The sequence below is a fragment of the Ruania halotolerans genome (genome assembly GCF_021049285.1).
In the GTDB taxonomy this organism is placed as follows: Bacteria; Actinomycetota; Actinomycetes; order Actinomycetales; family Beutenbergiaceae; genus Ruania; species Ruania halotolerans.
In genome coordinates, this window is record NZ_CP088017.1 from 2,848,760 (window position 1) to 2,873,703 (window position 24,944).

Annotated in this window: 21 protein-coding genes and 1 tRNA gene; 10 read left to right on the forward strand and 12 right to left on the reverse strand. The window is 67.1% G+C overall.

Features of this window, described 5'->3' with window-relative positions; all coding sequences use genetic code 11:
* Positions 1–15: 15 nt before the first annotated feature.
* The 4 genes from ptsP to LQF10_RS12700 all read left to right on the forward strand — a co-directional run bounded on the left by ptsP (position 16) and on the right by LQF10_RS12700 (position 3,783).
* Positions 16–1,695, forward strand: coding sequence for a phosphoenolpyruvate--protein phosphotransferase (ptsP, locus tag LQF10_RS12685; protein WP_231064207.1), 1,680 nt, complete (start codon positions 16–18; stop codon positions 1,693–1,695).
* A gap of 55 nt (positions 1,696–1,750) precedes the next feature.
* Positions 1,751–2,218: a globin gene (locus LQF10_RS12690; RefSeq protein WP_290371094.1), complete on the forward strand. Its 468-nt coding sequence runs from the start codon at positions 1,751–1,753 to the stop codon at positions 2,216–2,218.
* Positions 2,219–2,222: 4 nt separating this feature from the next.
* Positions 2,223–3,113 (forward strand): acyl-CoA thioesterase, encoded by an 891-nt coding sequence (locus LQF10_RS12695; protein WP_231064208.1) that lies wholly within the window; start codon positions 2,223–2,225, stop codon positions 3,111–3,113.
* A gap of 109 nt (positions 3,114–3,222) precedes the next feature.
* Positions 3,223–3,783, forward strand: coding sequence for a DoxX family protein (locus tag LQF10_RS12700; protein WP_231064209.1), 561 nt, complete (start codon positions 3,223–3,225; stop codon positions 3,781–3,783).
* A 41-nt stretch (positions 3,784–3,824) separates the two neighbouring features.
* Here LQF10_RS12700 and LQF10_RS12705 read toward each other — a convergent pair whose 3' ends face one another.
* Together LQF10_RS12705 and LQF10_RS12710 are read right to left on the reverse strand one after the other, a co-directional pair.
* Positions 3,825–4,772: an N-acetylmuramic acid 6-phosphate etherase gene (locus tag LQF10_RS12705; RefSeq protein WP_231064210.1), complete on the reverse strand. Its 948-nt coding sequence runs from the start codon at positions 4,770–4,772 to the stop codon at positions 3,825–3,827.
* Positions 4,769–6,250, reverse strand: a complete 1,482-nt coding sequence (locus LQF10_RS12710; RefSeq protein ID WP_231064211.1) for a glycoside hydrolase family 3 N-terminal domain-containing protein — start codon at positions 6,248–6,250, stop codon at positions 4,769–4,771. The genes LQF10_RS12705 and LQF10_RS12710 overlap by 4 nt, the downstream gene beginning before the upstream one ends.
* A 301-nt stretch (positions 6,251–6,551) precedes the next feature.
* On the opposite strand from LQF10_RS12710, the gene ectA reads away from it, so the two are divergent.
* The 4 genes from ectA to thpD all read left to right on the forward strand — a co-directional run bounded on the left by ectA (position 6,552) and on the right by thpD (position 9,890).
* Positions 6,552–7,040 carry a diaminobutyrate acetyltransferase gene (gene ectA / locus LQF10_RS12715; protein ID WP_231064212.1) on the forward strand — a complete coding sequence of 163 codons (489 nt, stop codon included), beginning with the start codon at positions 6,552–6,554 and terminating at the stop codon, positions 7,038–7,040.
* A gap of 91 nt (positions 7,041–7,131) precedes the next feature.
* Positions 7,132–8,388: a diaminobutyrate--2-oxoglutarate transaminase gene (gene ectB / locus LQF10_RS12720; RefSeq protein WP_231064213.1), complete on the forward strand. Its 1,257-nt coding sequence runs from the start codon at positions 7,132–7,134 to the stop codon at positions 8,386–8,388.
* A 67-nt stretch (positions 8,389–8,455) separates the two neighbouring features.
* Positions 8,456–8,848 (forward strand): ectoine synthase, encoded by a 393-nt coding sequence (locus tag LQF10_RS12725; protein ID WP_231064214.1) that lies wholly within the window; start codon positions 8,456–8,458, stop codon positions 8,846–8,848.
* A gap of 142 nt (positions 8,849–8,990) precedes the next feature.
* Positions 8,991–9,890, forward strand: a complete 900-nt coding sequence (gene thpD, locus LQF10_RS12730) for an ectoine hydroxylase (protein ID WP_231064215.1) — start codon at positions 8,991–8,993, stop codon at positions 9,888–9,890.
* Between the two features lie 48 nt (positions 9,891–9,938).
* Here thpD and LQF10_RS12735 read toward each other — a convergent pair whose 3' ends face one another.
* The 5 genes from LQF10_RS12735 to LQF10_RS12755 all read right to left on the reverse strand — a co-directional run bounded on the left by LQF10_RS12735 (position 9,939) and on the right by LQF10_RS12755 (position 16,103).
* Positions 9,939–10,397: an acyl-CoA thioesterase gene (locus LQF10_RS12735; RefSeq protein WP_231064216.1), complete on the reverse strand. Its 459-nt coding sequence runs from the start codon at positions 10,395–10,397 to the stop codon at positions 9,939–9,941.
* 5 nt (positions 10,398–10,402) lie between these two features.
* On the reverse strand, positions 10,403–12,085 hold the full coding sequence (ettA, locus tag LQF10_RS12740; protein WP_231067335.1) for an energy-dependent translational throttle protein EttA: 1,683 nt from the start codon (positions 12,083–12,085) through the stop codon (positions 10,403–10,405).
* A gap of 86 nt (positions 12,086–12,171) precedes the next feature.
* Complete coding sequence (locus LQF10_RS12745; RefSeq protein ID WP_231064217.1) at positions 12,172–12,756, reverse strand: single-stranded DNA-binding protein; 585 nt, start codon at positions 12,754–12,756, stop codon at positions 12,172–12,174.
* A 186-nt stretch (positions 12,757–12,942) separates the two neighbouring features.
* Positions 12,943–14,430: a GTPase gene (locus LQF10_RS12750; protein WP_231064218.1), complete on the reverse strand. Its 1,488-nt coding sequence runs from the start codon at positions 14,428–14,430 to the stop codon at positions 12,943–12,945.
* Positions 14,427–16,103, reverse strand: a complete 1,677-nt coding sequence (locus tag LQF10_RS12755) for a GTPase domain-containing protein (protein WP_231064219.1) — start codon at positions 16,101–16,103, stop codon at positions 14,427–14,429. The genes LQF10_RS12750 and LQF10_RS12755 overlap by 4 nt, the downstream gene beginning before the upstream one ends.
* Positions 16,104–16,210: 107 nt before the next feature.
* Here LQF10_RS12755 and LQF10_RS12760 point away from each other — a divergent pair.
* Positions 16,211–16,283: transfer RNA gene (locus LQF10_RS12760), tRNA-Arg, on the forward strand.
* Between the two features lie 295 nt (positions 16,284–16,578).
* On the opposite strand, the gene LQF10_RS12765 is transcribed toward LQF10_RS12760, so the two are convergent.
* Together LQF10_RS12765 and LQF10_RS12770 are read right to left on the reverse strand one after the other, a co-directional pair.
* On the reverse strand, positions 16,579–16,842 hold the full coding sequence (locus tag LQF10_RS12765; RefSeq protein ID WP_231064220.1) for a hypothetical protein: 264 nt from the start codon (positions 16,840–16,842) through the stop codon (positions 16,579–16,581).
* 82 nt (positions 16,843–16,924) lie between these two features.
* On the reverse strand, positions 16,925–19,129 hold the full coding sequence (locus tag LQF10_RS12770) for an MMPL family transporter (protein WP_231064221.1): 2,205 nt from the start codon (positions 19,127–19,129) through the stop codon (positions 16,925–16,927).
* Positions 19,130–19,210: 81 nt separating this feature from the next.
* Here LQF10_RS12770 and LQF10_RS12775 point away from each other — a divergent pair, with 81 nt between their 5' ends.
* Positions 19,211–19,870 carry a TetR/AcrR family transcriptional regulator gene (locus tag LQF10_RS12775; RefSeq protein ID WP_231064222.1) on the forward strand — a complete coding sequence of 220 codons (660 nt, stop codon included), beginning with the start codon at positions 19,211–19,213 and terminating at the stop codon, positions 19,868–19,870.
* A gap of 612 nt (positions 19,871–20,482) precedes the next feature.
* Here the strand turns inward: LQF10_RS12775 and LQF10_RS12780 are convergent.
* From LQF10_RS12780 to LQF10_RS12790, 3 genes are all read right to left on the reverse strand, one after another.
* Positions 20,483–21,184, reverse strand: coding sequence for a response regulator transcription factor (locus LQF10_RS12780; RefSeq protein WP_231064223.1), 702 nt, complete (start codon positions 21,182–21,184; stop codon positions 20,483–20,485).
* Positions 21,181–22,311 carry a sensor histidine kinase gene (locus LQF10_RS12785; RefSeq protein ID WP_231064224.1) on the reverse strand — a complete coding sequence of 377 codons (1,131 nt, stop codon included), beginning with the start codon at positions 22,309–22,311 and terminating at the stop codon, positions 21,181–21,183. Before LQF10_RS12785 ends, LQF10_RS12780 begins: the two co-directional genes overlap by 4 nt.
* 103 nt (positions 22,312–22,414) lie before the next feature.
* On the reverse strand, positions 22,415–24,940 hold the full coding sequence (locus LQF10_RS12790) for an FtsX-like permease family protein (protein ID WP_231064225.1): 2,526 nt from the start codon (positions 24,938–24,940) through the stop codon (positions 22,415–22,417).
* Positions 24,941–24,944 lie beyond the last annotated feature (4 nt).

Consider the following 24,944-nt stretch of genomic DNA (forward strand, 5'->3'; position numbering starts at 1 on the left):
ACGCGGAGGCGAGCGATGACGCACAGTGACCAGAAGGTCGTCACTGGGGCAGGAGTATCCCCAGGCCGGGCCGCAGGACCGGCGGTACGGATGACGACGGGAGCCGGTGAACCGCCTCGACGGCGCAGTTCGGTCGATCCGGACACGGCCTGCACGGCGATCGCCGATGCGGCCACCGCAGTCGCGCACGATCTCGCTGCACGGGCCGAGACCACTGAGGGGACGGCTCGCGACGTGCTGGAGACCACCGCACAGATCGCACAGGACCCCACTCTCGTCTCCGACGCCCAGCAGCGGGTACGTGAATCGCAGCTCAGTCCCGAACGTGCCGTGTGGGAGGCCGCAGGCGCGGTGGCGGACCAGTTCGAGTCTCTCGGCGGATACCTCGCCGAGCGGGCCCGGGACGTGACCGATGTGCGCGACCGGATTGTGGCCCACCTCCTTGGCGCCCCCACCCCGGGAGTTCCGACCCGTGAAGAGCCGTTCATCCTCATCGCCCGTGACCTCGCCCCGGCGGATACGGCACAGCTCGATCCGCACGTAGTGCGCGCGCTGGTCACCGAAGAGGGTGGTCCGACCTCGCACACGGCAATCCTGGCTCGAGCCCTCGGGATCCCGGCCGTCGTGGGCGTGGGTGAGGCATTGGACCGCATCGCCACCGACGAGCTGGTGCTCGTGGACGGTGGCGCCGGCCGGGTGTATTTGGACCCCTCGCCTGAGGCCGTGCAAGCCGCTCGGACCCGCACCACGGCACGCACCTTCACCCCGCCGGGGACGACGAAGGACGGGCACCGGGTCGAGCTCCTGGCGAACGTGGGCGAGGTGGCCGAGGCCGAGCCGGCAGCGGCCTCGGGCGCCGAAGGTGTGGGCCTGTTCCGGACCGAGTTCTGCTTCCTGGATCGTGACGATGAACCCAGCGTCGATGAGCAGGTCGACGCGTACTCAGCAGTGTTGCGCGCGTTCAGCGGCAAGAAGGTGGTGATCCGCACACTCGATGCGGGTGCGGACAAGCCGATGCCGTTCCTGACCGACAGCGACGAGGTGAACCCTGCACTCGGTGTACGCGGGTACCGCACCGCGTTACACAACCCGGATGTGCTCGAGCATCAACTGGACGCGATCGCCACGGCGGCCGCAGCGCACGAGGCCGACGTCTGGGTGATGGCACCGATGGTCAGCCGGGTGGAGGAGGCAGAGTCCTTCGTGGCCGCCTGTGAAGCCCACGGACTGCATACCGCGGGCGTGATGGTTGAGGTGCCGAGCGCGGCACTGTTGGCCGGGCCCATGCTGGCTCGGGCCGCCTTCGCCTCCATCGGAACCAACGATCTGGTCCAGTACACACTCGCAGCTGACCGCCTGCTCGGCGCGCTCGCTCCGCTCTCCACACCGTGGGATCCGGCGGTTCTCCGGCTGATCCAACTCACCTGCACCGGCGGGCAGGCGCAGGGCCGCCCGGTTGGCGTCTGTGGAGAGGCGGCTGCCGACCCCGCCCTCGCTGCGGTGCTCGTGGGCCTGGGCGTGACCAGCCTATCCATGACCCCCCGCGCCCTCGGAGACGTGGCCGCCCTGCTGAACGCGGTGACCCTGGCCGAATGCCGCACGGTCGCGGGGCTGGCAGTGGCCGCCGAGAGCTCTGAGGATGCACGCGCCGCAGTCCGTGGGGCGCTCCCGGTTCTCGCTGAGCTCGCGCTGTGATCATGGCCTCGCCGCACCCGCACCGACCGGTCCACGGACGGCCTACGCTGGGACGGTGAGCACGAACCCCGCGAGCAATGCCGGACAGCGCCCCACCCTTGGCCTCAGTTCGAGCGGTCGCCCAGCTGCGAACCAGCCTGAGACCGTCTCCTTCTACGAGGCGGTCGGCGGCGAGCAAACCTTCCGCGCGATCGTGCACCGGTTCTACGAGTTGGTCGCCACGGATGACCTGATGCGCCCGATGTACCCCGAAGAAGATCTCGGACCGGCCGAAGACCGGCTCCGGATGTTCCTTGAGCAGTACTGGGGCGGCCCCACCACCTACTCGGACACGCGCGGGCACCCGCGCCTTCGGATGCGGCATGCTCCCTTCCGGGTCACGCCCGCAGCCCGGGACCGATGGCTGGCTCATATGCGCGTGGCAGTGGACGAGGCCGGCCTTGCCCCGATGTACAAGGCCACACTCTGGGACTACCTGGAGCGCGCCGCGCACTCCATGGTGAACACATTCGAGGAGAACTGAGGCGATGAACGGCTCGACAACCGCACAGCACTCGGAACCGGAGCCCCTCGCAGCCGTGCTGGCCGCTCTTGAACTCGACCAGACCGGAGACGACACTTTCGTCGGAAGTTCCCTGCCCCAGTTGCACGGGCGCGTTTACGGCGGGCAGGTACTCGCGCAAGCGTTGCTGGCCGCGGGACGCACCGTGAGCGAGGGCCGTCTCCCCCACTCCGTGCACGGGTACTTCCTGCGGCCGGGCGCCCTGGACGAACCGATCACGTTCGCCGTCGAACGCCTGCGCGACGGCCGCTCGTTCAGCGCCCGGCGCACCCACGCGCTGCAGTCCGGGGTGCCGATCCTGTCGATGATCACCTCGTTCCAGGAAGAGCAGGTCGGCCTCGAGCACGCCGACGAGATGCCGGATGTCCCGGCCCCGGAATCGCTCCCGAGCTCGGTCGAACTGTTCAACTCCCTCGACCACCCGGTGGCGCAGTTCTTCTACCGCAACGGCGCCTTCGACCTGCGGCATACGGCCGGGAACCTGTTCACCGGACCGGCCGCGGAGCCCACAGACCACCAGTTCCTGTGGATGCGATCTCGCGCGCCGATCCCCGGCGACCAACTCCAGCAGCGCGCGCTGCTCGCCTACGCCTGCGACCAGGTCATGTTGGAACCGATCATGCGGCGGCACGGACTGTCCTGGATGACCCCGGAGGCCAGCGTGGCCAGCCTGGACCACGCCATGTGGTGGCACCGCGACGTCGATGCCGGCGAGTGGTTGCTCTATGCGCAGTCCTCCCCCTCCGCCCGAGGAGGGCGCGGCCTCGGTGCAGCGAAGGTGTTCAGCCGGGACGGTGAGCTGGTGGCCACCATTGCGCAGGAGGGCATGGTCCGGGTGCCGCAGGCGCGCAACTGAGACGGTCGAAGACCCGTAGGACCTATGGCCCTACTGCCGACGAGGCGATGGATGAAGAGTGAGTGTCACAGGGTTCAGCCAGGACCCCCCGCACACAAGGACACTCGCGATGAGCACCACGACGACTCAGACAGCCACCACCGTGAGGACGCAGGACGACCTCATCCGTTCCGTGTGGGCCCGCCGGGTCCTCGCGATCGGCCGGATCGTGATCGGCTTCAGTTTCCTGTGGCCATTCCTGGACAAGACGTTCGGTCTCGGGTTCACCACCCCGGCCGAGCGAGCCTGGATCAATGGCGGCACACCGGCGCAGGGGTATTTGGGCAACCTCGACCCTGCCCAGCCGCTCTCCGGCCTCTTCCAGGATCTGTTTCTCAACCCCGTCGGGGACACCCTCTTCATGATCGGCCTGCTCGGCATCGGGGTCGCGATGATCGCCGGGGCCGGCCTGCGCATCGCCGCCGTCACCGGGGCGCTCCTGATGGTCTTCATGTACCTCGTGGCGCTGCCGTGGATCGGTGAGCCTGCCACGAATCCGATCATCGACTCCCACTGGCACGAGGCACTGCTCCTGATCATCGCTGCAGCCACGCTTGCCGGCGACACCTGGGGCCTGGGCAAGTGGTGGGCAAGCACAGCCATCGTCCAGCGCTTCCCCTGGTTGCGATAGGACACGTGCGATAGTCGTCGCAACACCCTGCGCTCGGCGGCCTAGCCGCCGAGCGCAGCCACGGCCGACCGGACCCCGGCGGGATCGTGGCTCCGGGCAGGATCGGGGGGGTTCTGCGCCAGTGCTGCCCGCGCCTCATCCGCCCCGACGGCGGCGATCAGGCAGACCAGGGCCGTGCGCGGGTCCCCGGCTTCGGCCAGCACAGTCCGGCATTCCTGCTGTGATCGACCGGTGGCCTGCACCAGCATCCGCACGATCCGCCCGTGCAGCTTCTGGTTCGTGGGCAGCACATCAATCATCAGGTTCGAGTACGTCTTGCCGAGCCGCACCATGGTGGCCGTGGAGAAGGTGTTCAGCACAAGCTTCTGAGCTGTCCCGGCCTTCATCCGGGTGCTGCCGGTGACCACCTCGGGCCCGGTGTCCACCAACACGGCCACGTCGACGAGATCGGCCAGTTCGGCGTGCGGATTGCAGGCGATCAGACCGGTACTCGCGCCCTGCTTCACGGCGGCCTCCAGGGCGCCCCGCACGTAGGGGGTGCGGCCACTCGCGGCCAAGCCGATCACCAGGTCGCTATCACGCGCGCCGGCAACGTCGGCGGCACCGGCCGCCGGATCGTCCTCAGCGCCTTCCACGGGGCGGGTCATCGCCTCGGCCCCGCCGGCGAGGAACGCCGTCACCTGGTCATCGCCGACCCGGTAGGTGGGGAGGAGCTCAACGGCGTCGAGCACGGCAAGGCGACCGGACGTTCCCGATCCGACGTAGAGGATCCGACCACCACTGGCAAGGGCCGCGACGCCGAGTTCGACCAGGGCAGCGATCCGGTCACCGACTGCCGCCACGGCACCGGCGACGCGGGCGTCCTCGTCGGCGATCAGCCGCACGATGCCGGCAGCGTCCTGAATGTCGATCTCGGCCGTACGCGGGTTGCGCTCCTCAGTCGGGGACTTCACCTGAAGTAGGGCAGCATCATTGGCATCAGTGGTCATGAACGTCTTCTTCCGGTCGGGGAACTACAGGCCTGCGCAGCGGCGCGGGCGCTGGCCAGCCCGATACCGTCGGTGAAAACGATGTGCGGGTGGTCCGGGGCCGCCTCGGCCACTCCGACGTGCACGAGCAGGGCGTCTGGGTGGGCGGCAAGGACATCCGCCAGGCGCCCATCAGGTTCACGGGATACGACGGCCAGCCGGCGCCCCGGCGGGATCGTGCTGCCCCCGGGGCCTTGGAGGTCGACCGGCACGAGACCACAGGCCTCGATCAATTCACCGGTCATCGGACCGGACGTGGCTCCGGCTGCCTGGTCCCAGCGCACGATCAGGTCCGTGACGACGTCCCCTGGCCGCAGGTGCACGTCGCCTCGCGTACGGATCGCTCGCCGTGCCGCCTCAGTGCCGACTCTCTCGACGGCGTCCCGTGCGCTCTCCACGTCGGTCGCCGTGACCGCAGATCGCCGCGCACGCCGCAGTGTTGCGATCCGTGCGGCCGCCTCGTGCAGGCGGGACTCGTCCAGATGACCGCCCCGGACGGCGGCCTCGATCGTGGCGACCACCTCGCCGAAGTGAGCTCCGTCGTCAGCCACTTCAGCCGTGGAGCCCAGGCAGAGCAGGTCGGCCCCCGCCGCGAGCGCTCGCACGCACGCAGCGCCCACCCCGTCGGCAGAAACGGCCTTCATGTCCAGGGCGTCGGTCACCAGCGGACCGGTGAACCCGAGCCCGCGGGCGCGGGCGAGGATCGTCGTCGAGAGAGAGGCAGGGGCGCCGGTATCGAGTGCGGGCACCATCAGATGACCGACCATCAGCGCATCCATCCCCTCCTCGATCGCGGCCCGGAAGGGCGCCAGATCACGAGCTTCGAGGATGTGCTCATCCACATCGAGTTCGGGCATGGCCAGGTGTGAGTCGACGTTGGTGTCCCCATGGCCGGGGAAGTGTTTACCCCCACTGAGAACGCCCGCACCGCGCAGACCACGCACCACGGCGCGGCCGTGGCGAGCCACGAGTTCGGGGGCGGCTCCGAAGGCGCGGGCCCCGATGACCGGGTTGTCCGGGCGGGCGGCCACATCGAGAACCGGCGCGAACGTGAGGTCGAACCCGCATGCGGCGAGTAGGGCGCCCATGGCATGGGCACACGACTCGGTGAGTTGCACATCGTCCACAGCCCCGAGAGCGGCCGGTGCCGGGAGCAGTGAGCCGGTATCGGCCTGCAAACGAGTGACGTTGCCGCCTTCTTCGTCGATTGTGATCAACAGATCAGGATGGGCTCGGCGTAGGTCGGCGTTCAGGCGCGCGGTGGTGGCCAGGTCGGGGGTGTTCTGAGCGAACAGCAGCACGCCAGCCAGATCGTTGGCGTCGGCCACCCACTCGGGCACCGAGACCCCCGAGAATCCGGGCAGCAGCACGGCATGGATTGCACGGCGCAACGCTCCCGTCATCGCTGCCTCGATGGCGTGGCTGCTGTGCGGTTGCATCGGCGCTGGAATGTCACCCGCACACCCTAGCCCGCGGCCGGGACTCGGTGTGATCGACCCCTCACTTCCGCGAGATTCGGCGCATCCCGACCGTCCCGTCTCACTATTTGGTCTAGTGAGGGTGGGCGTGACAGGGATCTCGCTCAGGGGTGACCTTTCCGCATCAGGATGCCGGAGAGTGGTGGGCTGGGACCCGGCACGAGGCGGCTGTCAGGGGTATACCCGGTTCCCATCGCTGCCGGGAGTGGCTACCGTAGAGAGCCGTATGACGAAGCCAACAAGTGCAGACTCGACCAATCCGATGCCTACCCGTGACGATCTGAGCATTCGCGGCACCACCGTTGCTGACGGACGTGCGATGTGGGAACTGGCCCGCGAGTGCGGGCTCGATCTCAACACCTCATACGCGTACCTGATCCTCGCCGGAGACTTCTCCTCCAGTTGTCGTCTGGCGCTGCTGGGCACCGAACCCGTGGGCTATGTCCTCGGGTACCGTCCGCAGGACCGCCCCGACCATCTGTTCGTGTGGCAGGTCGGCGTGAGCGCCCGTGCACGCGGACGCGGGGTGGCAGGTCGCATGCTGCACGATCTGCTCGATACGAACCCGGACGTGACGGCGCTGGAGGCGACCGTCGAAGAGTCCAACGACGCATCTCGTGCCTTGTTCACCGCTGTTGCGCGCAGCCGTGGCGGCGAATTGACCTGGAGCGAAGGGCTGCGAGCCGAGGACTTCCCGGACGACCACCCCGGTGAGCCCCGCCTGGAGATCAGCGGTCTGCACGCCCGATGAACGAGATACAGGAGCGTCGGCGAACGACTCTCCTCGACCACCACCTGATGGCTGAACCCAGCCGCGACCACGAAAGAATGGCATGAGTCTGATGACGAAAGATACGACAGCGCTCGAATCCGACGTCCGGAGCTACTCGCGCTCCTGGCCCGCGGTGTTCGACCGCGCCAAGGGCGCCGAGATGTTCACCGAGGACGGCCAGGCCTACCTCGACTTCTTCGCCGGCGCAGGCAGCCTCAATTACGGGCACAACAACCCGCTGATGAAGAAGGTGCTCCTGGAGTACCTCACCGATGACCGCGTGGTGCACTCCCTCGACATGCTCACCACGGCACGCAACGAGTTCCTCACCACGTTCACCGAGCAGATCCTGCGCCCGCGTGGACTCGATCACCGCGTGATGTTCCCCGGCCCCGGCGGCGCGAACGCCGTGGAGGCCGCGCTGAAGCTCGCCAGGAAGATCACCGGCCGTGAGGCCATCGTGAACTTCACCAATGCGTTCCACGGCATGACGCTCGGCGCCCTCTCAGTGACCGGGAACTCGATGAAGCGCGGCGGCGCGGGTATCCCGCTGGTCCACGCCACGCCGATGCCCTATGACGACTACTTCGACGGCGACGTCGCAGACTTCATGTACCTGGAGCGGCTGCTCGAAGATGCCGGATCTGGCCTGAACGAACCGGCGGCCGTGATCGTGGAGACCGTACAAGGCGAAGGCGGCATCAACAGCGCGCGCGTCGAGTGGCTGCAAGCGCTCTCTGCACTGTGCAAGAAGTACGACATGCTGCTCATCGTCGATGACATCCAGATGGGCTGCGGACGTACCGGGGGCTTCTTCAGCTTCGAAGAGGCTGGGATCGTGCCGGATATCATCACGCTGTCCAAGTCCATCAGTGGCTACGGGCTGCCGCTGGCGCTGACCCTGGTGCGGCCCGAGTACGACGTGTTCGAGCCGGGCGAGCACAACGGCACCTTCCGTGGGTTCGCCCCGGCGTTCGTGACGGCGTCCGAATCGATTCGCCAGTATTGGTCAGACGACGAGTTGGAGAAGTCCACGAAGGCGAAGGGCCTGGTGATCGAGTCGGCGTTCAACGCGCTCGTGGCCGAGTACCCCGACGCCGGGCTCATCTCCAAGGGCCGCGGGATGGCACGTGGGCTGCAGTTCGGGGAACCGGCCAATGCCGGGGCCGTGGCCAAGGAAGCCTTTACTCGCGGGCTGCTGATCGAGACATCTGGCCCGCAGGATGAAGTGATCAAGCTACTGCCGCCGCTGACCCTCTCTGACGACGAGCTCAACCGCGGCCTGAGCATCATCCGCGATTCGGTCGCGGCGGTCCTGGCCGGCTGAGACACTCATCCTGAGTTCGGGCCGATCACCGGCCACCCCCTCCTGAATCGAAAGGCAGACGCCCCTCATGCTCGTGCGCAGCATCGACGAGATCAACGACACCGACGCCGACATCAAGACCCCGAACTGGCGCAGCAAGCGAATCATCCTGGCCAAGGAGGGTGCCGGCTTCTCGGTACACGAGACCACGCTGTACGCGGGGACCGAGAACGAGTTCTGGTATGCCAATCACATCGAGGCGGTATTCATCGTCGAGGGTGAGGGGCAGATCGTCGACCTCGCCACCGATGAGGTGCACGACCTCAAGCCGGGTTCGATCTACCTGTTGAACAACCACGACAAGCACCGCGTGCTTCCCCGCACTGATATGCGTACGGTGTGTGTGTTCAACCCTCCGGTGACTGGTCGGGAAGTCCACGACGAGAACGGGGTCTACCCGCTGATCACCGAGGAACACTGATTCCTCCCGCGAGGTCTGCTGTTTCTCGCTCGGCACGTCAGAGCTGAGCGAGAAGCAGCAGGTTTCGTCGTTGGTGGGCCCGCGAGAGCGGGCATGGAAAGTTCACGACACCTGGCGCACGCCGGGAGAAGGGAATTCACCGATGACCACCACAACCATCCAGCAGGATCTCTACCCGACTCGCACGGGCGATGTACCGGGACCGCCGATCGAGCGCGAGCACCCCACGGTGTGGGGTTCGGAGGCAGACGGCCCGTTTGATGCCGCCGCACTTCAGGCGCACGAGCAGCGCGGATTCACCATCCTGGAGAACTTCATCTCCCCGGAAGAGGTGGAGTTGTACTCGGCTGAGCTACGTCGCCTCTCCGCGGACCAGAGCTTGTCCGGAGATCCGCGCGTGATCACCGAGAAGGCGACCGGTGATGTGCGCACCGTGTTCGAGGTGACCACGTTGAGTCAGGCGATTGACGCCCTCACCCGGGACCCACGGTTGCTCGACCGGGCCCGGCAACTGCTCGGCTCCGATGTGTACCTGCACCAGACCCGGGTCAACTACATGCCTGGTTTCAAGGGCAGCGGGTTCTACTGGCACTCCGATTTCGAGACCTGGCACGCTGAGGACGGAATGCCCGCGCCGCGCGCGGTCAGCTGTTCCATCGCCCTCACGCCCAACTATCCGTTCAACGGGGGGCTGATGGTGATGCCTGGCTCGCACCAGACCTACGCACCCGGTGTGGGCCAGACCCCTGCAGACAACCACGCCTCCTCGCTCAAGGAGCAGACGGTCGGTGTACCCAGCCAGGAGGCTGTCACCGAGATGGCACACCGGTACGGCATCGACCAGTTCACCGGACCAGCAGGTTCAGCGCTCTGGTTCGATTCCAACATCATGCACGGATCGGGGAACAACATCACCCCGTTCCCGCGGTCAAACGTGTTCATGGTGTTCAACTCGGTCGAGAACGCCTTGGTGGAACCGTACGCGGCGCCGGCGCCTCGCCCGGAATACATCGCCAATCGGGATGTCACGCCGCTGACCTGATCAGCGGTCTCGCCCTCTGGTGGAGTTCGACCCACCAGAGGGCGAGCTTCAGCGGCGACGGAATTCGATCGGTGCCTCGAGAAGTGCCTCGAGTGCGCCGCGTTCGGAATCCGCGAGCCGGCGGGGCCGGCCTGTCGCAGCATCGACCATCACGATGGACGTGGCTGCCTTCGCGCACAGAGCCCCGGCCGGGGAGTAGACCTCGTAGCAGACCTCGAGACTGGCGCCGCCAATCCGGCCGACCCACAGGTCCACCGGTACCGGCTCCTGGCTGTAGTCCAGTGGTGCTAGGTACTCGATCTCCTGCCTGGCCACCAGGGTGAAACTGGTCGCCGTCGGTCCGGCCGTGAGCACCTTGGTACCCACGGCCGGACCCTCGGATCCGTCCGCCCAGAACGTCGCGATGCGTGCCTCCTCCAAGAGGGTGAGCATGGCGGCGTTGTTGACATGCCCGTAGGCGTCCACATCCGACCAACGCATCGGAACCGGAACTCGGACGCGAGGCATGCGCGTCAGTCCCGGGTGAGTTTGCGGTACGTCACCCGATGCGGGCGCGCCGCGTCCGGGCCGAGGCGTTCGACCTTGTTCGCCTCGTAGTCGGCGAAGTTCCCCTCGAACCAGTACCAGTTGGCGGGATTCTCATCGGTGCCCTCGTACGCGAGGATGTGGGTGGCCACACGGTCCAGGAACCAGCGGTCGTGGGAGATCACCACGGCGGACCCGGGAAAGTTCAGCAGCGCGTTCTCCAGGCTGCCGAGCGTCTCCACGTCCAGGTCGTTGGTGGGCTCGTCCAGCAGGAGCAGGTTGCCGCCCTGCTTGAGCGTGAGAGCCAGGTTCAAGCGGTTCCGCTCACCACCGGAAAGAACGCCGGCCGGCTTCTGCTGGTCAGGGCCCTTGAAGCCGAACTGGGAGACGTAGGCCCGGGAGGGGATCTCCACATGTCCCACCTGGATGAAGTCGAGCCCGTCGGAGACGACCTCCCACAGGGTCTTGTTCGGGTCGATTCCGCCACGGGCCTGGTCCACGTAGGAGATGTCGACCGTCTCGCCGACCTTGAGGTCTCCGCCATCAAGGGGCTCGAGGCCGACGATGGTCTTGAAGAGCGTGGTCTTTCCCACACCGTTCGGGCCGATGACGCCGACGATGCCGTTGCGCGGCAGCGTAAAACTCAGGCCGTCGATCAACTGGCGTTCGCCGAATCCCTTCTCCAGGCCCTTGGCATCGATGACCACAGAACCTAGGCGAGGGCCCGGTGGGATTTGGATTTCTTCGAAGTCCAGCTTGCGGGTGCGATCGGCCTCCGCTGCCATCTCCTCGTAGCGCGCCAGCCGCGCCTTGGACTTGGCCTGGCGCCCCTTGGCCGAGGAACGCACCCAGTCGAGTTCGTCCTTGAGGCGTTTGGCGAGCTTGGCATCCTTCTTGCCCTGGATGTCCAGGCGGGCCGCCTTCTTCTCCAGATAGGTCGAGTAGTTGCCCTCATAGGGGTAGAGGCGCCCGCGGTCCACCTCGGCGATCCAACCGGCCACATGATCGAGGAAGTAGCGGTCGTGCGTGACGGCGATGACGGCGCCGGGGTACTTAGCCAGGTGCTGTTCGAGCCACTGCACGGACTCGGCGTCCAGGTGGTTGGTCGGCTCGTCGAGCAGGAGCAGATCAGGCTGTTCCAGGAGAAGTTTGGCCAGCGCCACACGGCGGCGCTCACCACCGGAGAGGTGGGTGACCTCCGCATCCGCGGGCGGCAGTTGGAGGGCGTCCATGGCCTGCTCGAGCTGGGAGTCCAGATCCCAGGCGTCGGCGGCGTCGATCTCCGCCTGCAGGCTGCCCATCTCCTCCATCAGTGCGTCGAAGTCGGCGTCGGGCTCGGCCATCAAAGTGCCGATCTCATTGAACCTGTCGATCTTGCCCTTGATCGCGCCGACGCCCTCCTCGACGTTGCCGAGGACGGTCTTCTCCTCGTTCAGCGGCGGTTCCTGCAGCAGGATGCCGACCGAATAGCCGGGCGCGATCCGCGCCTCGCCGTTAGAGGGGGTGTCCAGTCCGGCCATGATCTTCAGGATCGTGGACTTTCCGGCACCGTTCGGTCCCACCATGCCGATCTTCGCTCCGGGGAGGAACGACATCGACACGTCATCGAGGATGACCTTGTCACCGTGCGCTTTACGCGCCTTCACCATCGAGTAGATGTACTCGGCCACAGTTCTCCCAAGAAGGTAGGGGTGGATCAACTGCCCAGCCTACGGCCCTCGGGGCTCCTCGGTGTACCTGTGGCCGAGTCACCCCCTCATGCGCCGATCTTCTCCACCAGATACCCGTTCTCGGGGCGGTCCCCATCGTCAGCAGGGTCCACGGGGGTCTCATCGTCCGGCAGTTCGACCAGTCCGGAGACGTCAACGCCACCGCTGAACCCATCGGCTTCGGCACCATCCTGCTCGTGCGCGTCACCTGCACCTGCGTTCTCGGGTTCACCATCCGCTGATTCCGCGGACTCGTCCGCTGCGGATGAGCGGGTGACCCTGCGCACGCTCGCTTCGGCGTAGCGCAGATCAGGACCGAACGCGTCCGCGATAATCACCGCGCTCCATCGCTGCTCACCGTCTCGCGAGAGGTACTCCTCGTGCTCCAGCCGCCCCCGCACCAGTACGGCATCACCTTTGCGCACGCTCCCGGCCGCGTTCGCTGCGAAGCTGCCGAAGAACTTCACCGCGAACCACTGGGTCCGTCCGTCACCCCACTCACCGTCGCGGTCCCGAACGCGCGGCGTGCTGGCCACGTTCAGGCGCAGGTACGGTTGGCGTCCCTCTCGCTGATTCAGCGTCGGGTTGTGCCCGACGAACCCACGAACCGTGACGTCGATCTCGTTCACCATGTCGCCTCCTCCGTCCTTCGTGCGCGGGTCGGTCCTGCGCACGAACTCCAGCCTGGGAGGTCACGCCCTTCCGCGCTCCGGCGGCGGTGGTGGGGTGTGGAGACAGAGGAATCGGGCGTGCGCCTGTGGATCTCGTGAAGCCCCGGGCCAGGCCGTCAGGACGTCAACGGCCGGCGTGGAGGATGCTCAGCCGAATACCCCACGACGCACCTGCGTGTGCTCCTGCAACGGGACGGCGGTGGGTTCGACCAGGTCAGCCCGGACCACCTCAGTGAGTGCCGCCGTCGTTCTGGAGAGGAAATGCTCGGCACGGTGGTCCCCTGTGCGCCGGCGCCGGCGCCGTGCCACGACGAGCACTACAACACACACGATCAGCAGGGCCAATGAAGCTCCTGCCAAGGAGGCTGCGATCGCTCCCGAGGACGAGAGGACAGCGCCTGCCGCGATCAACAAGGCAATCGCCACGCCTGCGGCGAGGAGTCCGAGAGCGCGAATCGTCGCGGCGCCCTGATCCCGGCCCGAGGGAAGCGCAGTGTCGGAGAGCGCGCGCCACACGTGCTGACCGAACGTCTCCGCACTCGGCACGTCAGCCAGCACCGAGTCCTTCCATGGCCCGGGCATACCGTCCGTCGCCTCGCCGAGCCACCGGTCCCGGATCGCCTGGACACGGCTGCTGGCCGGTTCTTGTACTGGTGCCAGGGCGATCGGACGAGCCGAGCTGACGGCGGTACGGATCGACTCGGCCACCGACGGCACTCCGGAGGCCACAGACAGTTGCTCGGCTGTTACCTCGGCGGCGGGAGGAGCGTTGTCCTTCGCGCCGAGGTTCTCAGCAAGTCGCCGCGTGATCGCCCCTACCTCGGCGCGGGCCGTGCGCGCTGCTACCGACTCCCCCGCAATGACCTCGGCGAGTGTCTGGCGCAGCTCATCGATACCGGTGTCTTCCCGGGCGGAGACCATCTCGAGTCGGACGTCTGCCAGTCCGTCGTCCACCAGGAGTCGGCGTACGTCATCTCGGACCCGGTCCCTGGTGGTCGGCGGCAACGTGTCGATCTGGTTGATCACCACGATCATCGCCTCGTGCCGGGCGGAGAGAGCGCGCAGGTATCGCTCGTGGAGCACGTTGTCGGCGTACTTCTGCGGGTCCACCACCCAGATCAGCAGATCGATCAGAGGCAAGAGGCGGTTCACCTGGTCGGCGTGCCCGGATTCGACCGAATCGTGGTCGGGGAGGTCGAGGAGGACGAGACCGGCCAGCGCGTCCTCTGAGTCCCCGTCCAACGCGGACTCGCGCTGGATGCGGCGGTCCGGCACCACCTGGAGGAAGTCCAGCAGCGCCGTGGCCTTACTCCCCCAGACGCATGCGGCTGCATGGGCAGTGGTGGGTCGGATCACGCCGACATCGGCAAACTGCAGGTGGGAGACCGCATTGAAGAGGCTGGACTTTCCTGAGCCGGTCCCGCCCACGAGCGCGACGACCGTGTAGTCCACGCCGAGTTCGAGGCGACGGGTGACTCGTTCCAGGTCCGCACGAGTAGCAGCGGCGATGTCGGCGGGAATCCGCTCTCCGGCCACATCCAGCGCATCGGAGATCTCCTGTACGCGCTCGCCGAGTTGCGCGCCCACTCCGCCGGTGGGGCGTGCAGTGTCGACGTCCTCGACCGTCTCGCTCACAGGTATCCCTTCAGCTCCGAGGCTCGCAGCCGCAGGCTACGCGCCGCTTGATCGTCCACGCCCAGATCGTCCAGGGCAGCCACGAACGGTTCCGCTTCTGCAGCGACCGCCACGTGCGCCCAGGAACCTAAGTCCTCGCTCAGCCGGGCAACGACGGCAGCCCCACGTTCACCGAGCATACGGGTCACGGCGCGGGCGGCTCCGTCAAGTCCCACGGCCGCCGCCTCCACCATGGCGACCTTGCCGGCGGCATCGAGACCGGCGTCGTCATTGGTGAAGGTGAGGGTGCCGCACAGCTCGGCCACCACGTCATCCCACTCGGAGAAGAGCATGGTGAGCCGTTCGGATCGGCCGCTCGCACACGTGGCGGCGGTGACGGCCTCGGTGACTTGACGCCCAGCGCGGGACTCCTCAGCCGCCGTCCGGAGGGCGCGCTCGGCACGTTCGCCCGCTTCCTGGATCAGGGTGTAGGTGGCGCTCACGGCGATCTCACGCAGGGACCGCACCGACTCCAGGCGGGCAGCGTTGGCGCGGCGGTAACGCCACGACTCGAACAGGTTGGCAGGCGGGGCCACGAGGGGGGCCAGGATGCCGCCGCTGCTGGCGCCGGCCAGCCATGCCGTGGTCGGTGCACCGGTGGCTGCGGCGCCAGAGGTGAGGTCTTTCTTGACCCGGTCAGCCGAGGCGGTGGTCGCCGAGGTGAGCTGATTGCGCAGGGCCACATTGGTACGCCGCTGCTCCTCCAGGGCCAAGGCCACTTCTTGAACGTCCTGACGCAGCGCCGGCCACGCCCCCCGCACCGTGCGCGCGATGATGCTGCGGGACTGACTCTTCGCACCCAGCACCGTGAGCCATTGCGTGAACTCCCGGATACGGTTCTCCGGCAATGCTCCTTCGTGCGGGCCCACGTCGGGGATCACGAAGAACGGCACGGAGCCGAACCCCTGCGCCTCCAAACGTTCGAACAGGTCCCGCCGCACGGTCGACAGTGCCGCTGGGTCTACGCGGTTGAGGATCACCGAGAGCGATACACCGCGTTCGGACGCTGCCTGCAGCCGGGTCCAGGGCACGGCGTCACCGTAGCGAGAGCCGGTGGTCACGAAGACCCAGAGATCGGCCAGCTCCACGAGCTCATCAGCGAGGCCACGGTTCCCGGCGTGCACGGAGTCGAGATCCGGTGCGTCGAGGAGGGCCATTCCGCGAGGGACCGCCTCGCTCGGGCTCACCCGTGCCACCTCGATCACCGGGTGGGTGTCCATCAGCTCAGCATCCAAGGGGTGCACCACGAGGATCGGCTCTCGCGTGGTGGGGCGTAACACGCCGGCCTCAGTGACTTCCTGGCCGACCACTGAATTGACGATGGTGGACTTGCCCGCACCGGTGGAGCCGCCCACCACCACGATCACGGGAGCGGCAACCTGCTTCAACCGGGGCAACAGATGGTGGCGTACCTGCGTGGCAAGCCGGTCGCGCTTGGCGCGGAACTCCTCCACGCCGGGAGCCTCGAGCGGGAGCGAGGCAGCGTCGAGGTTGTCGAGCAGGTGCTCGATCACCTCGACCATGGGAACGCGACCATCGACCTGATCGGCGGCGGCCAGCTCGTCGTGCTCGTCCGGCGCACCATGGTCCTCCGCGCTCGGGTCGGGCAACGGAGTCGCGGAGGAGGGGGTCACGTACCTAGCCTGCCGTTTCGTAGGTCACAGGGCCAACTCTTGCTCACCACCTGGTCGCCGACGACGTCGCAAACGTTGAGGTGAGCCTGTCGATATCCTAGGTGGACGCCCTCGTAGCTCAATGGATAGAGCAACGGCCTTCTAATCCGTAGGTTGCAGGTTCGAGTCCTGCCGGGGGCACCGAGTGCGTCAGCGCTGAGGTGGCTGCGGCAGGACGAGGAGGAGCGCAGCGACGGCCCTGCCGGGGGCACCGAGCGCGTCAGCGCTCAGGTGGCTGCGGCAGGACGAGGAGGAGCGCAGCGACGGCCCTGCCCGGGGGCACGAGCGACGGAGGAGCTGAGCCCCGGACAGGACGAGAGGGACACGGCGACGGTGTGCAGGGCACGCTGAGTGCAGTCGGTGGTCTTCTGATGTCGGCCGGCGCAGACGAAGTAGGGGTGGATGGTGCCGCTGTCCGAGCGGGCGTGGTTGATCATCAGCCGAGCTTCGCCCTGCCCGCAGGACGCTCCGGGGTCGGCAGAGTCGTCAAGCCCCGGCCGGTGGGTTCTTTGTGGAGTGCAGAGAGGCTGTAGTAGTTCCCGGACGCATACGCCTGGAACGCCAGCCGCCGTGTCCAGCGCGAGGACGCTGATCGGATGCTCCCAGGGCAATATCCGTGGCGGACCATGCCGGGGATCAGCACCGTCACGAAGAACATGGGGCCGGCGACGGCGCCGCTGATCAGCGATGCACGAATCATGTAGCGGGTCGTGCATCATTCATGCGAGCGGCCACGGATCCTCCTCAAAACCGGCTGGTCGGGGCGGTAGCTGTCTCTCGCCCTAGTGAATCGCGTTCACCTCAGATAGGGGACAGTTGGTGGAGGATGCGGCCCCGTTCTCGCTGAGGCCGATGCGCTGGTGGAGCCTGCGTAGGGGTGCGGGCGCCCACCAGTTGGCACCTCCGGCGAGCCTCATCGAGGCGGGGAGCAGAAGACCTCGGATGATGGTGGCGTCGATGGCTACTGTGAGCGCCATTCCGATGCCCAGTTGCTGGAGGAAGGAGACTTGGCTGGTCGCATAGACCGCGAAGGAGACCGCCAAGATCAGTGCCGCGCCGGTGACCAGGGAGGCGGAGCGGGCGATGCCGCGCGGAATCGAACCGACCGGGTCACCGGTGCGGTGGTAGTCGTCTTTGATCCGAGAGAGCAGGAAGACCTCGTAGTCCATCGAGAGTCCGTAGGCAATACAGAACATCAAGATCGGGATGCTCGGTTCGATCGCCCCGGTGGGGGTGAACCCGAGCAGCGGAGCGAGCCCGCCTTCTTGGAATCCCCAGACCAGGACACCGAACATCACGCTCAGCGAGAGCAGATTGAGCACCGAGGCCTTGACCGGGGCGAAGACGCTTCCGGTCATCACGAACAGCACGACGAAGGTGACGATGAAGATCAGTACCGCGACCAAAGGCAGCCGTTCGATGACGCCGTCACGGTAGTCAGCCAGTTCGGCCGGGTATCCCCCCACCATTACTTCGGCGGGCGTGTCCAGGGCGCGGATGTCCGCGACGAGTCCGCCCGGGTCCTCGGCCAGCCGTTCTCCGGTGGGAACCACGGCGAGCCAGCGCGCCTCACCGTCGGTGAAACGTTCCGGGCCGAAGGGGCCTGGTTCACCGGACCAGGAGCCGTCTGCGAAGGTACCTGTGGCGGAGTCCACCCGCAGGACCCCGGGAATCTCTGAGAGCTCGGTGGCGTACTCGGTGATCTCTTCATCTGTCGCGTTTGCGGTGACGGCGTACAGGGCGTCAGCGTCTTCCGTCTCGAAGTCCTCTCGGATGGTGTCGTACATGTCGCGGACGGGCTGACCGGCTGGCAGGACCCGGTCATCGGGGGCGCCGAAACTGATCCCGAAGGCGGGAGCGCCCAGGCCGAGCAGGATGAGCACGCCGAGCAAGCCTCCTGCGACGGGGCGGCGCATCACCGCTGAGGAGAGCCGGAACCAGAATGTTCGCTCATCCGTTCTGGGCGCGGTCTTCCGCGCGACCCGATGGCCCAGCAGGTGTAGTGCGGCGGGCAGGATCACCAGGGCTCCGAAGACCGCAGTGATGACCACAGCGATTCCGGCGTAGGCGAAGGAAGACAGGAACGGGTATGGGAACACGAACAGGACCGAGAGGGACCCCGCTACTGTCAGCCCGCTGAAGACGACGGTCCGCCCAGCCGTGGCGATGCTCCGCTTGACTGCATCGGGCACTGTTCTTCCTGCGGCGAGCTCTTCGCGGAACCGGTAGATCATGAACAGGCTGTAGTCGACGCCGAGGCCGATCCCCATCACCAATGCGATGTTGGCGGTGAAGGTGCTCACGTCAGTGAAGACGGAGATACCGCGCAGAATCGCCAGAGTGCCCACGACGGAGAAGAGCCCGACCCCCAGGGTGACCAGGGCGGGAGCGGCCCGCCGATACATGATCCATAGCAGGAGCGTGACCAGCGGGAGGATAATGAGCTCCGCTCGCAGGAAACCGGTGCGCGACTGCTCGGCGACCACTCGGAAGACCTCATCACCGCCACCGAGCTGCACCTGCACTGCAGGGTTGCCGAACGCTTCGAGGAGGTCGGTTTCGATCCCAGGGAGAACCTCCCCGCGCACCTGATCGGCGTCGCCGGGAACCCAAGCGAGGATCAGAGCGTGCCGGCCGTCCTCGCTGGCCAGGGAGTCAGGGGCGTTCTGGCTCCAGTAGGACCAGGCATCGCCTACACCCGGGTAGTCCGCCAACGTCTCGGTAAGCTCGCTGCCGAACTCGGCCACCTCGGGGGCATCGACATCACCGTCCTGCGCAGTGACCAGCACCGCCACGTTCGGGCTGGAGGTGCCGAACTGCTCTCCGAGAAAGTCCCTGGCGGCCACCGACTCCGACTCCGGCGCCTCGAAGCGACTCAAGGCCAGCGCATCGATTGAAGTGACCGCGATCCCGGCGAGCAAGATGAACAGAACGGCGGACCCAGAGACCATCCGGCGTGGGAAGCGGGTCACAAGTCTGCCGAGCACGGGCATCCTTCCGATATAATTTACGAGCAACTACTCACATAACAATACGAGCAAACGCTCGTGTTGTCGAGAAGGGACCCTGTGTCTCCCAGCAGCAACACCCCACGCCCCACCCAGCCACGCCGGCAGGAGCGAGGTCAACGGCGCATCGTTCAGATCCTCCAGGCGGCGGCGACGGTCTTCGCCGAGCGGGGGTATGACGCGGCGACGACGAACGCGATCGCTGCTGAGGCAGGGATCTCACCGGGTTCGCTGTACCAGTTCTTCAAGAACAAGGACGAGATCGCCCACAGTCTCGCCAAGCACTACGCCGCACAACTGAAAGTGCTTTCCGAGACGACCTTCTCCGTGAGCGTCGGCGACGACCCGGATGTGGAGGTCCTCGTCGGCTCCCTGCTGGAGCAGCTCATCGCGTTCAACCGTACCCATCCCGGATTCAAGGCACTGTTCTCCCGCACTGATATGCCCGCCGGGCTACGATCAGCCGTCTCGCCGGTGCAGGAGACGGTGCACGCACGGGTACGCACGCTCGTTTCGGACCTGCTCCCCGACAGCGCACCGAAGGAGTCGGACCGCATCGCCACCGTCGCGATCCAGATCGTCCGGGGCATGATGCCTCTGATCGCCGACGCCGACGCGGACCACGAGGACACCGAGGCTCTCACGGAGGAACTGCGCCGGGTGCTTATCGGATATCTGCGCCCTCGACCCATCCTCACCCCTCGACCTGCGGACGCATGAGTCCGACGAACTCGGCTACCAACTCCGTCGTACGAGCGTTGCCGCCCTTGCCCAGGAGGCCAGACAGGGTCAGCTCGACGGCGCTGTGGGTGACCGCGCGAAGCAGGTCGGCCCATCGCCGGTGATAGTGCCATAGCGTTGCTCCGCCACGATGAGTACCTCCAGAGCGGACGTCGCACGCCCGGCCCCCAGACCCAGTTCCTCAGAGTCGATACCGCGCACGCGATCGTGCATTCACCGGTCGCAGTCGCAGTCGCACCGATCACCGCGGCCCGGCCCTGCCTCGATCGCCGCAGGCCAGTAGGCACCTCGGTGCTCTTCTCGGACGTGCTGGAACCTCCGGGAACACGGGGCTGACATTGTGAGGCCGATGCGTGTGCCTCCACCAACGCGGGCCACATCCGCACGCCACGTTCCTCCTCGCGCGCCTCGGCGTGGTGGTAGGTGACGATGTCGGAGTAGGAACAGGCATGTCGCGGATGATTGGGGGCTTGGCGGAACGTTCCCAGGCGCCACGAAGCGGGTCGCTCACATGTAGCGCTGAGCCGTCAGGGTGGGTGGCCGATCCTGACGCGATATCGACAGAGCCGACTGCCGCGTCGCTCGCCATGCTCACTCGCCAGGGCTGACGAGTCCGGTCTCGTACCCGATCACCACGAGCTGGGCGCGGTCGCGCGCGTTCAGCTTGCCGAGGATGCGACTGACGTGCGTCTTGGCCGTGAGCGGCGACATGTAGAGCGACTCGCCGATCTCAGAGTTGGTCTTGCCTCGTGCCACCTCGGCGAGCACTTCGCGTTCTCGCTCGCTCAGGACATCGAGTGGACCCGACTCTCCCGGACGGCTGATCGGTCGGCGAACGAAGTCGGCGACCAACCGCTTGGTCATGGCCGGTGAGATGAGGACGTCACCGTCGGCAGTGGCGGCGATCGCCTCGAGCAGGAGTCGCGGTGGGGTGTCCTTGAGTAGGAATCCGGAGGCTCCGGCTCTGAGCGCTTCGTAGACGTACTCATCGAGCGCGAAGGTGGTGAGCACGAGCACCTTGGTGGCGCTGAGGCGTTCGTCTCCGCAGATCGCTCGGGTCGCGTCGAGCCCGTCCATGCGAGGCATGCGGATGTCCATCAACGCGACGTCGGGGCGTGTCCGCCGGGTCTCGGCGACCGCCTGCGCTCCGTCGCCGGCCTCACCGACGACCTCGATGCCGGGTTCGTTGGCGAGCAGGGCTGCGAACCCGCGACGCACCAACTCCTGGTCATCGACGAGCAGCACGCGGATGTCGCGTCTCGCCGTGGTTGGTGCGTCGAGCCGGGCGGTCATGCCTCCCACCCGCCGGGTATTTGGTAGGGCACGAACGCGCGCACCGTGAACCCGCCGTTGTCGGTGGGTCCGGCGTGGACGGTTCCACCGAGGAGCTCGGCTCGCTCACGGATCGCGACCAGACCGATGCCGGTGCCCGGCGCCGCAACGCGCGCTGTGGCCGGGGCGTCGTTCGACACGGTGAGGTGCACGCCGCCGTCCGCGTGCCGGAGCCGGACGATCGCGGGAACGTCGCCAGCGTGGCGGGCGACGTTAACGAGGCATTCGTGCACGATGCGGTGCACCGTCACCACGGTGCTCTCCGCCACGCCCGCAGGATAGTGACCGTCCTCGACCACCTGGACCTGCCTGGAGTGTCCGACGGCAGTGACGACGTCGCTGACGGTCGTGGTGGCCGCCGGTACCGGGCGAAGCGGGACCGACTCATCGGACCGGAGGAGCCCGAGGAGGGATCTCAGTTCATCGAGCGACCGCCTGCCTGCCTGGTTGATGTCGACGAGCGCAGTTCGAGCGGCGGCGGGATCGCGCTCGAGCACGTGGACGGCGATACCGGACTGGACGGTGATCGCCGACAGCGAATGGGAGACGATGTCGTGCAGGTCGTAGGCAATGCGAAGGCGCTCCGCCTGGAGCCGCTCGGCGACCTGGCGTTCCACTGCATCGGATCGACGACGCAGGTTGGAGCGACGGGCCTCAGCTGCGGCAATCGGGAGCAGGAAAACCGCTGAGTAGGTGGCCCATTCGAACCAGAACGACTCACCGCCAGCCAGCGCCCCGAAGGCTGCCACGACGATCGCGACGACCGATCCGAACCAGATCACAGAGCGATCGTCGCTCCGGCGCACGAGACGGAACAGCGCGAGAGCCAGCATGGGGGCCAGCGCGACCGGGCTGGAGGTCCATGCGACGGTGACGACGGTCAGCACACCGATCGCGGCGACGGTGACCCGACCGAACCGACCGGCGACGACGAGCAGCACTGCGGCGACGGCGGCGATCGCGATGCCTAGGAGCTGCCGTCCGGCCAGGACGTCCGGATCGAATACGAACACGCCGATTGACACCGCCAACCCGGCGGCGAGCGCAGCGAGATCGGCGCGACCGGTGCGGGCAGTGGTGTGCGTCACGGGACCATCATCGTCGCAACCGATGGGGTCGCGTACTCCGAAGGGCGGTCTTTGCACCGGGACCGGCCGTGGGCCGCCCGGCCCCGGTGCAGAGACTCTCGCATCAGCGGTCCCCGCTCACCAGTTCGAGCACTGGCTTCCGGGAGACCCGGAACGCGGGCCATGCCGCGGCGACCACACCCGCTGCGACTGCGACAATCAGCGTCACTGCCAGACGGGGCCAGGGTAGGACGACGGATGGGATCTCCGTGCCTCCGGCGACATCGATCATCACCCAGCCCAAGCCTGCTGCGACGGCGATACCGATCGATGCTGTCACGAACGACAGAAGTGCCATCTCGAGCCGCACAATGCGACGCAACGCGCGGCGAGTCGCGCCGACCGCTCGCAGCAGCCCGATCTCTCCAGAGCGTTCTTTGATCGCGAGCGCCGTAGTGTTGGCGACTCCGAGCACCGCGATGAAGCTCGCCAGGATGAGCATCCCGTCAATGAAGTTCCCGAACGCTGCGATCTCGCTCCCGCTGTTGGCGACGTGTTCGTCTCTGGTCTCAAAGAATGACCCGGGCGTGGCTTCGACCAGCGCCCGAACATCTTCCTCGGCGGCCGCGGCCGCTCCGTCGTTGAGGTTGACGAACACCAGCGCGTCGAGCAGATGACCGACCGAGGCGTCGAGTGTCGCGGCATCGACGAAGTACAGAGGGGCTTCGAAACCACCGGTGCTCCTTTCAACCACAGCGACGATCGGCGCTTCGAGCGTCGTTCTCTCGAATTCGATATCCAGGGTTCCGCCAAGCAGCGTCGGATCATCGCCGACCACGGCCACGCCTCCCGTGCTCAGGTCGGTGAGGTCTCCGGCGATCGGGTTGAGGTCGACCATGGCGGGCAGTGCCGTCGGGTCGATGCCGCCAATCGCCTCAGCTCTTCCTGCCACGATCCCTTCGGCGATAGACAGGGAAGTGACCGCGTCGACGTCGGGCTGCTGAGCAATTCGGTCAGCCAGAGTGGGGTCGATCGTCGCGAAGTCGGGGGTCGCCGACGTGACCACCAGGTCCGACTTCAGCCCCTCACGGACGTCCGACCCGATGCCGCTGGTCAGAGAGCTCGCGAAGATCGCGAAGATCGTCACCATCGCGGTGCCGAGCATCAGCGCGAGCGCCGTCGACGCCGATCGACGGGGGCTCGCAGCCAGGTTGCCCGTTGCGATTGAGCCAGATACACCGGCGGCGCGGCGGGCCACCGGAGCGCTCCAACGCGCTGTGGCGGTGACGATCGCCGGGCCGCACAACACGAGTGCCGGGATGATGGCAGCGGCGAGCCCGAGCCACATCGGGCTCGAGGTCCACACAGCGAGCGCTCCTCCAGCGATCGCCGCCGTGGCGAGCACGAGTCCGCTTGCAGTCCGCGCTCGGCTCACGACCCGGGGTTCCGCCGCGCTTTCACGTAGCGCCTCGATCGGCGCAGTCGCCGCCGCGCGGCGAGCCGGGATCCATGCCGAGAGGATCGTTGCGCCGACACCGACGGTAGCGGCGATCGCTAGTGAGGTCGTGCTCACTATCGAAGGCCCGGTCAGCAGGCTGACCCCGGTGAGTCCGACGACCCAGCGCAGCGCGCCCACTCCCGCCACGCCAAGCACGACGCCGAGGAGCGTGGCGATCGTTCCGACGAACACAGACTCGATCACCACTCCACCGAGGACTTGGCGTCGTTCCGCACCGATCGCACGTAGCAGCCCCGACTCCCGCTGGCGGCGGGCGACGGTAAGGGTGAACGTGTTGAAGATGATCGTGACGCCGATCAACACCGCGACCACGGAGAAGGCCAGGAGGAACACGTTCAGGAACTCCAACGGTGACGTCGCGTCGGTCTGCATCGTCTGGATGTAGTCGGGTCCGTGGACGACCTCGGCGTCGGACAGCGCCGACAGTCGGCGGAGCACCTCGGTGCGGTCGGCTCCCTCCGCGATGCCCACGAGCACCTCGGTCGGCGCCGCCGTGTCAAGCCATGCGGACGCCGCTGGGTCGGGCAATAGAACCGTTCGCTGCAGCGGTGCCGCGTCTGTCTGTGCGAACGTTGCGACGCCGGTGACCGTCGCGTCGTGCATGCCCGTCGCGGTCAGGACCTGGACGGTGTCACCCGGAGCCACGCCTGTGTCGTCGGCGAGCGAACGATCGATCACGATCTCTCCGGCTTCAGTCGGTGCTTGCCCGCTGGCGAGCTGGAACGGGTTGAGCGCCGGGTCGGCGACCCAGTTGCGACCGATGTCGCTCGCCGTGCCGGTTCCGACCGACGATCCGTCGACGACCAGCTTGGCGAAACCGACCCATTGCGAGGCGGCTGCGTCGACGCCGTCGACCTCAGCCACGCGCTCAGTGATGTCGGGATCCAGTGATTGCCGAACCGACCTGGCAGGGTCGCCCGGTCCCCCGCCGGGTTCGCCGAGGGCAACGCCCTGCACCACGGCATCCGTCCCGGCCATCGCTTCGGCGATATCGCTGGCCGCTCGGCCGCGCATTGAGTCGGACAGCACCAGCGTCGCGACGAGGAACGCCACGGACAGCATGATCGCCGTGGCCGTGAGTACGAACCGCCCCCTACTCGCGAGCACGTTCCGGGCTGCGCTCCGCACCATCTGG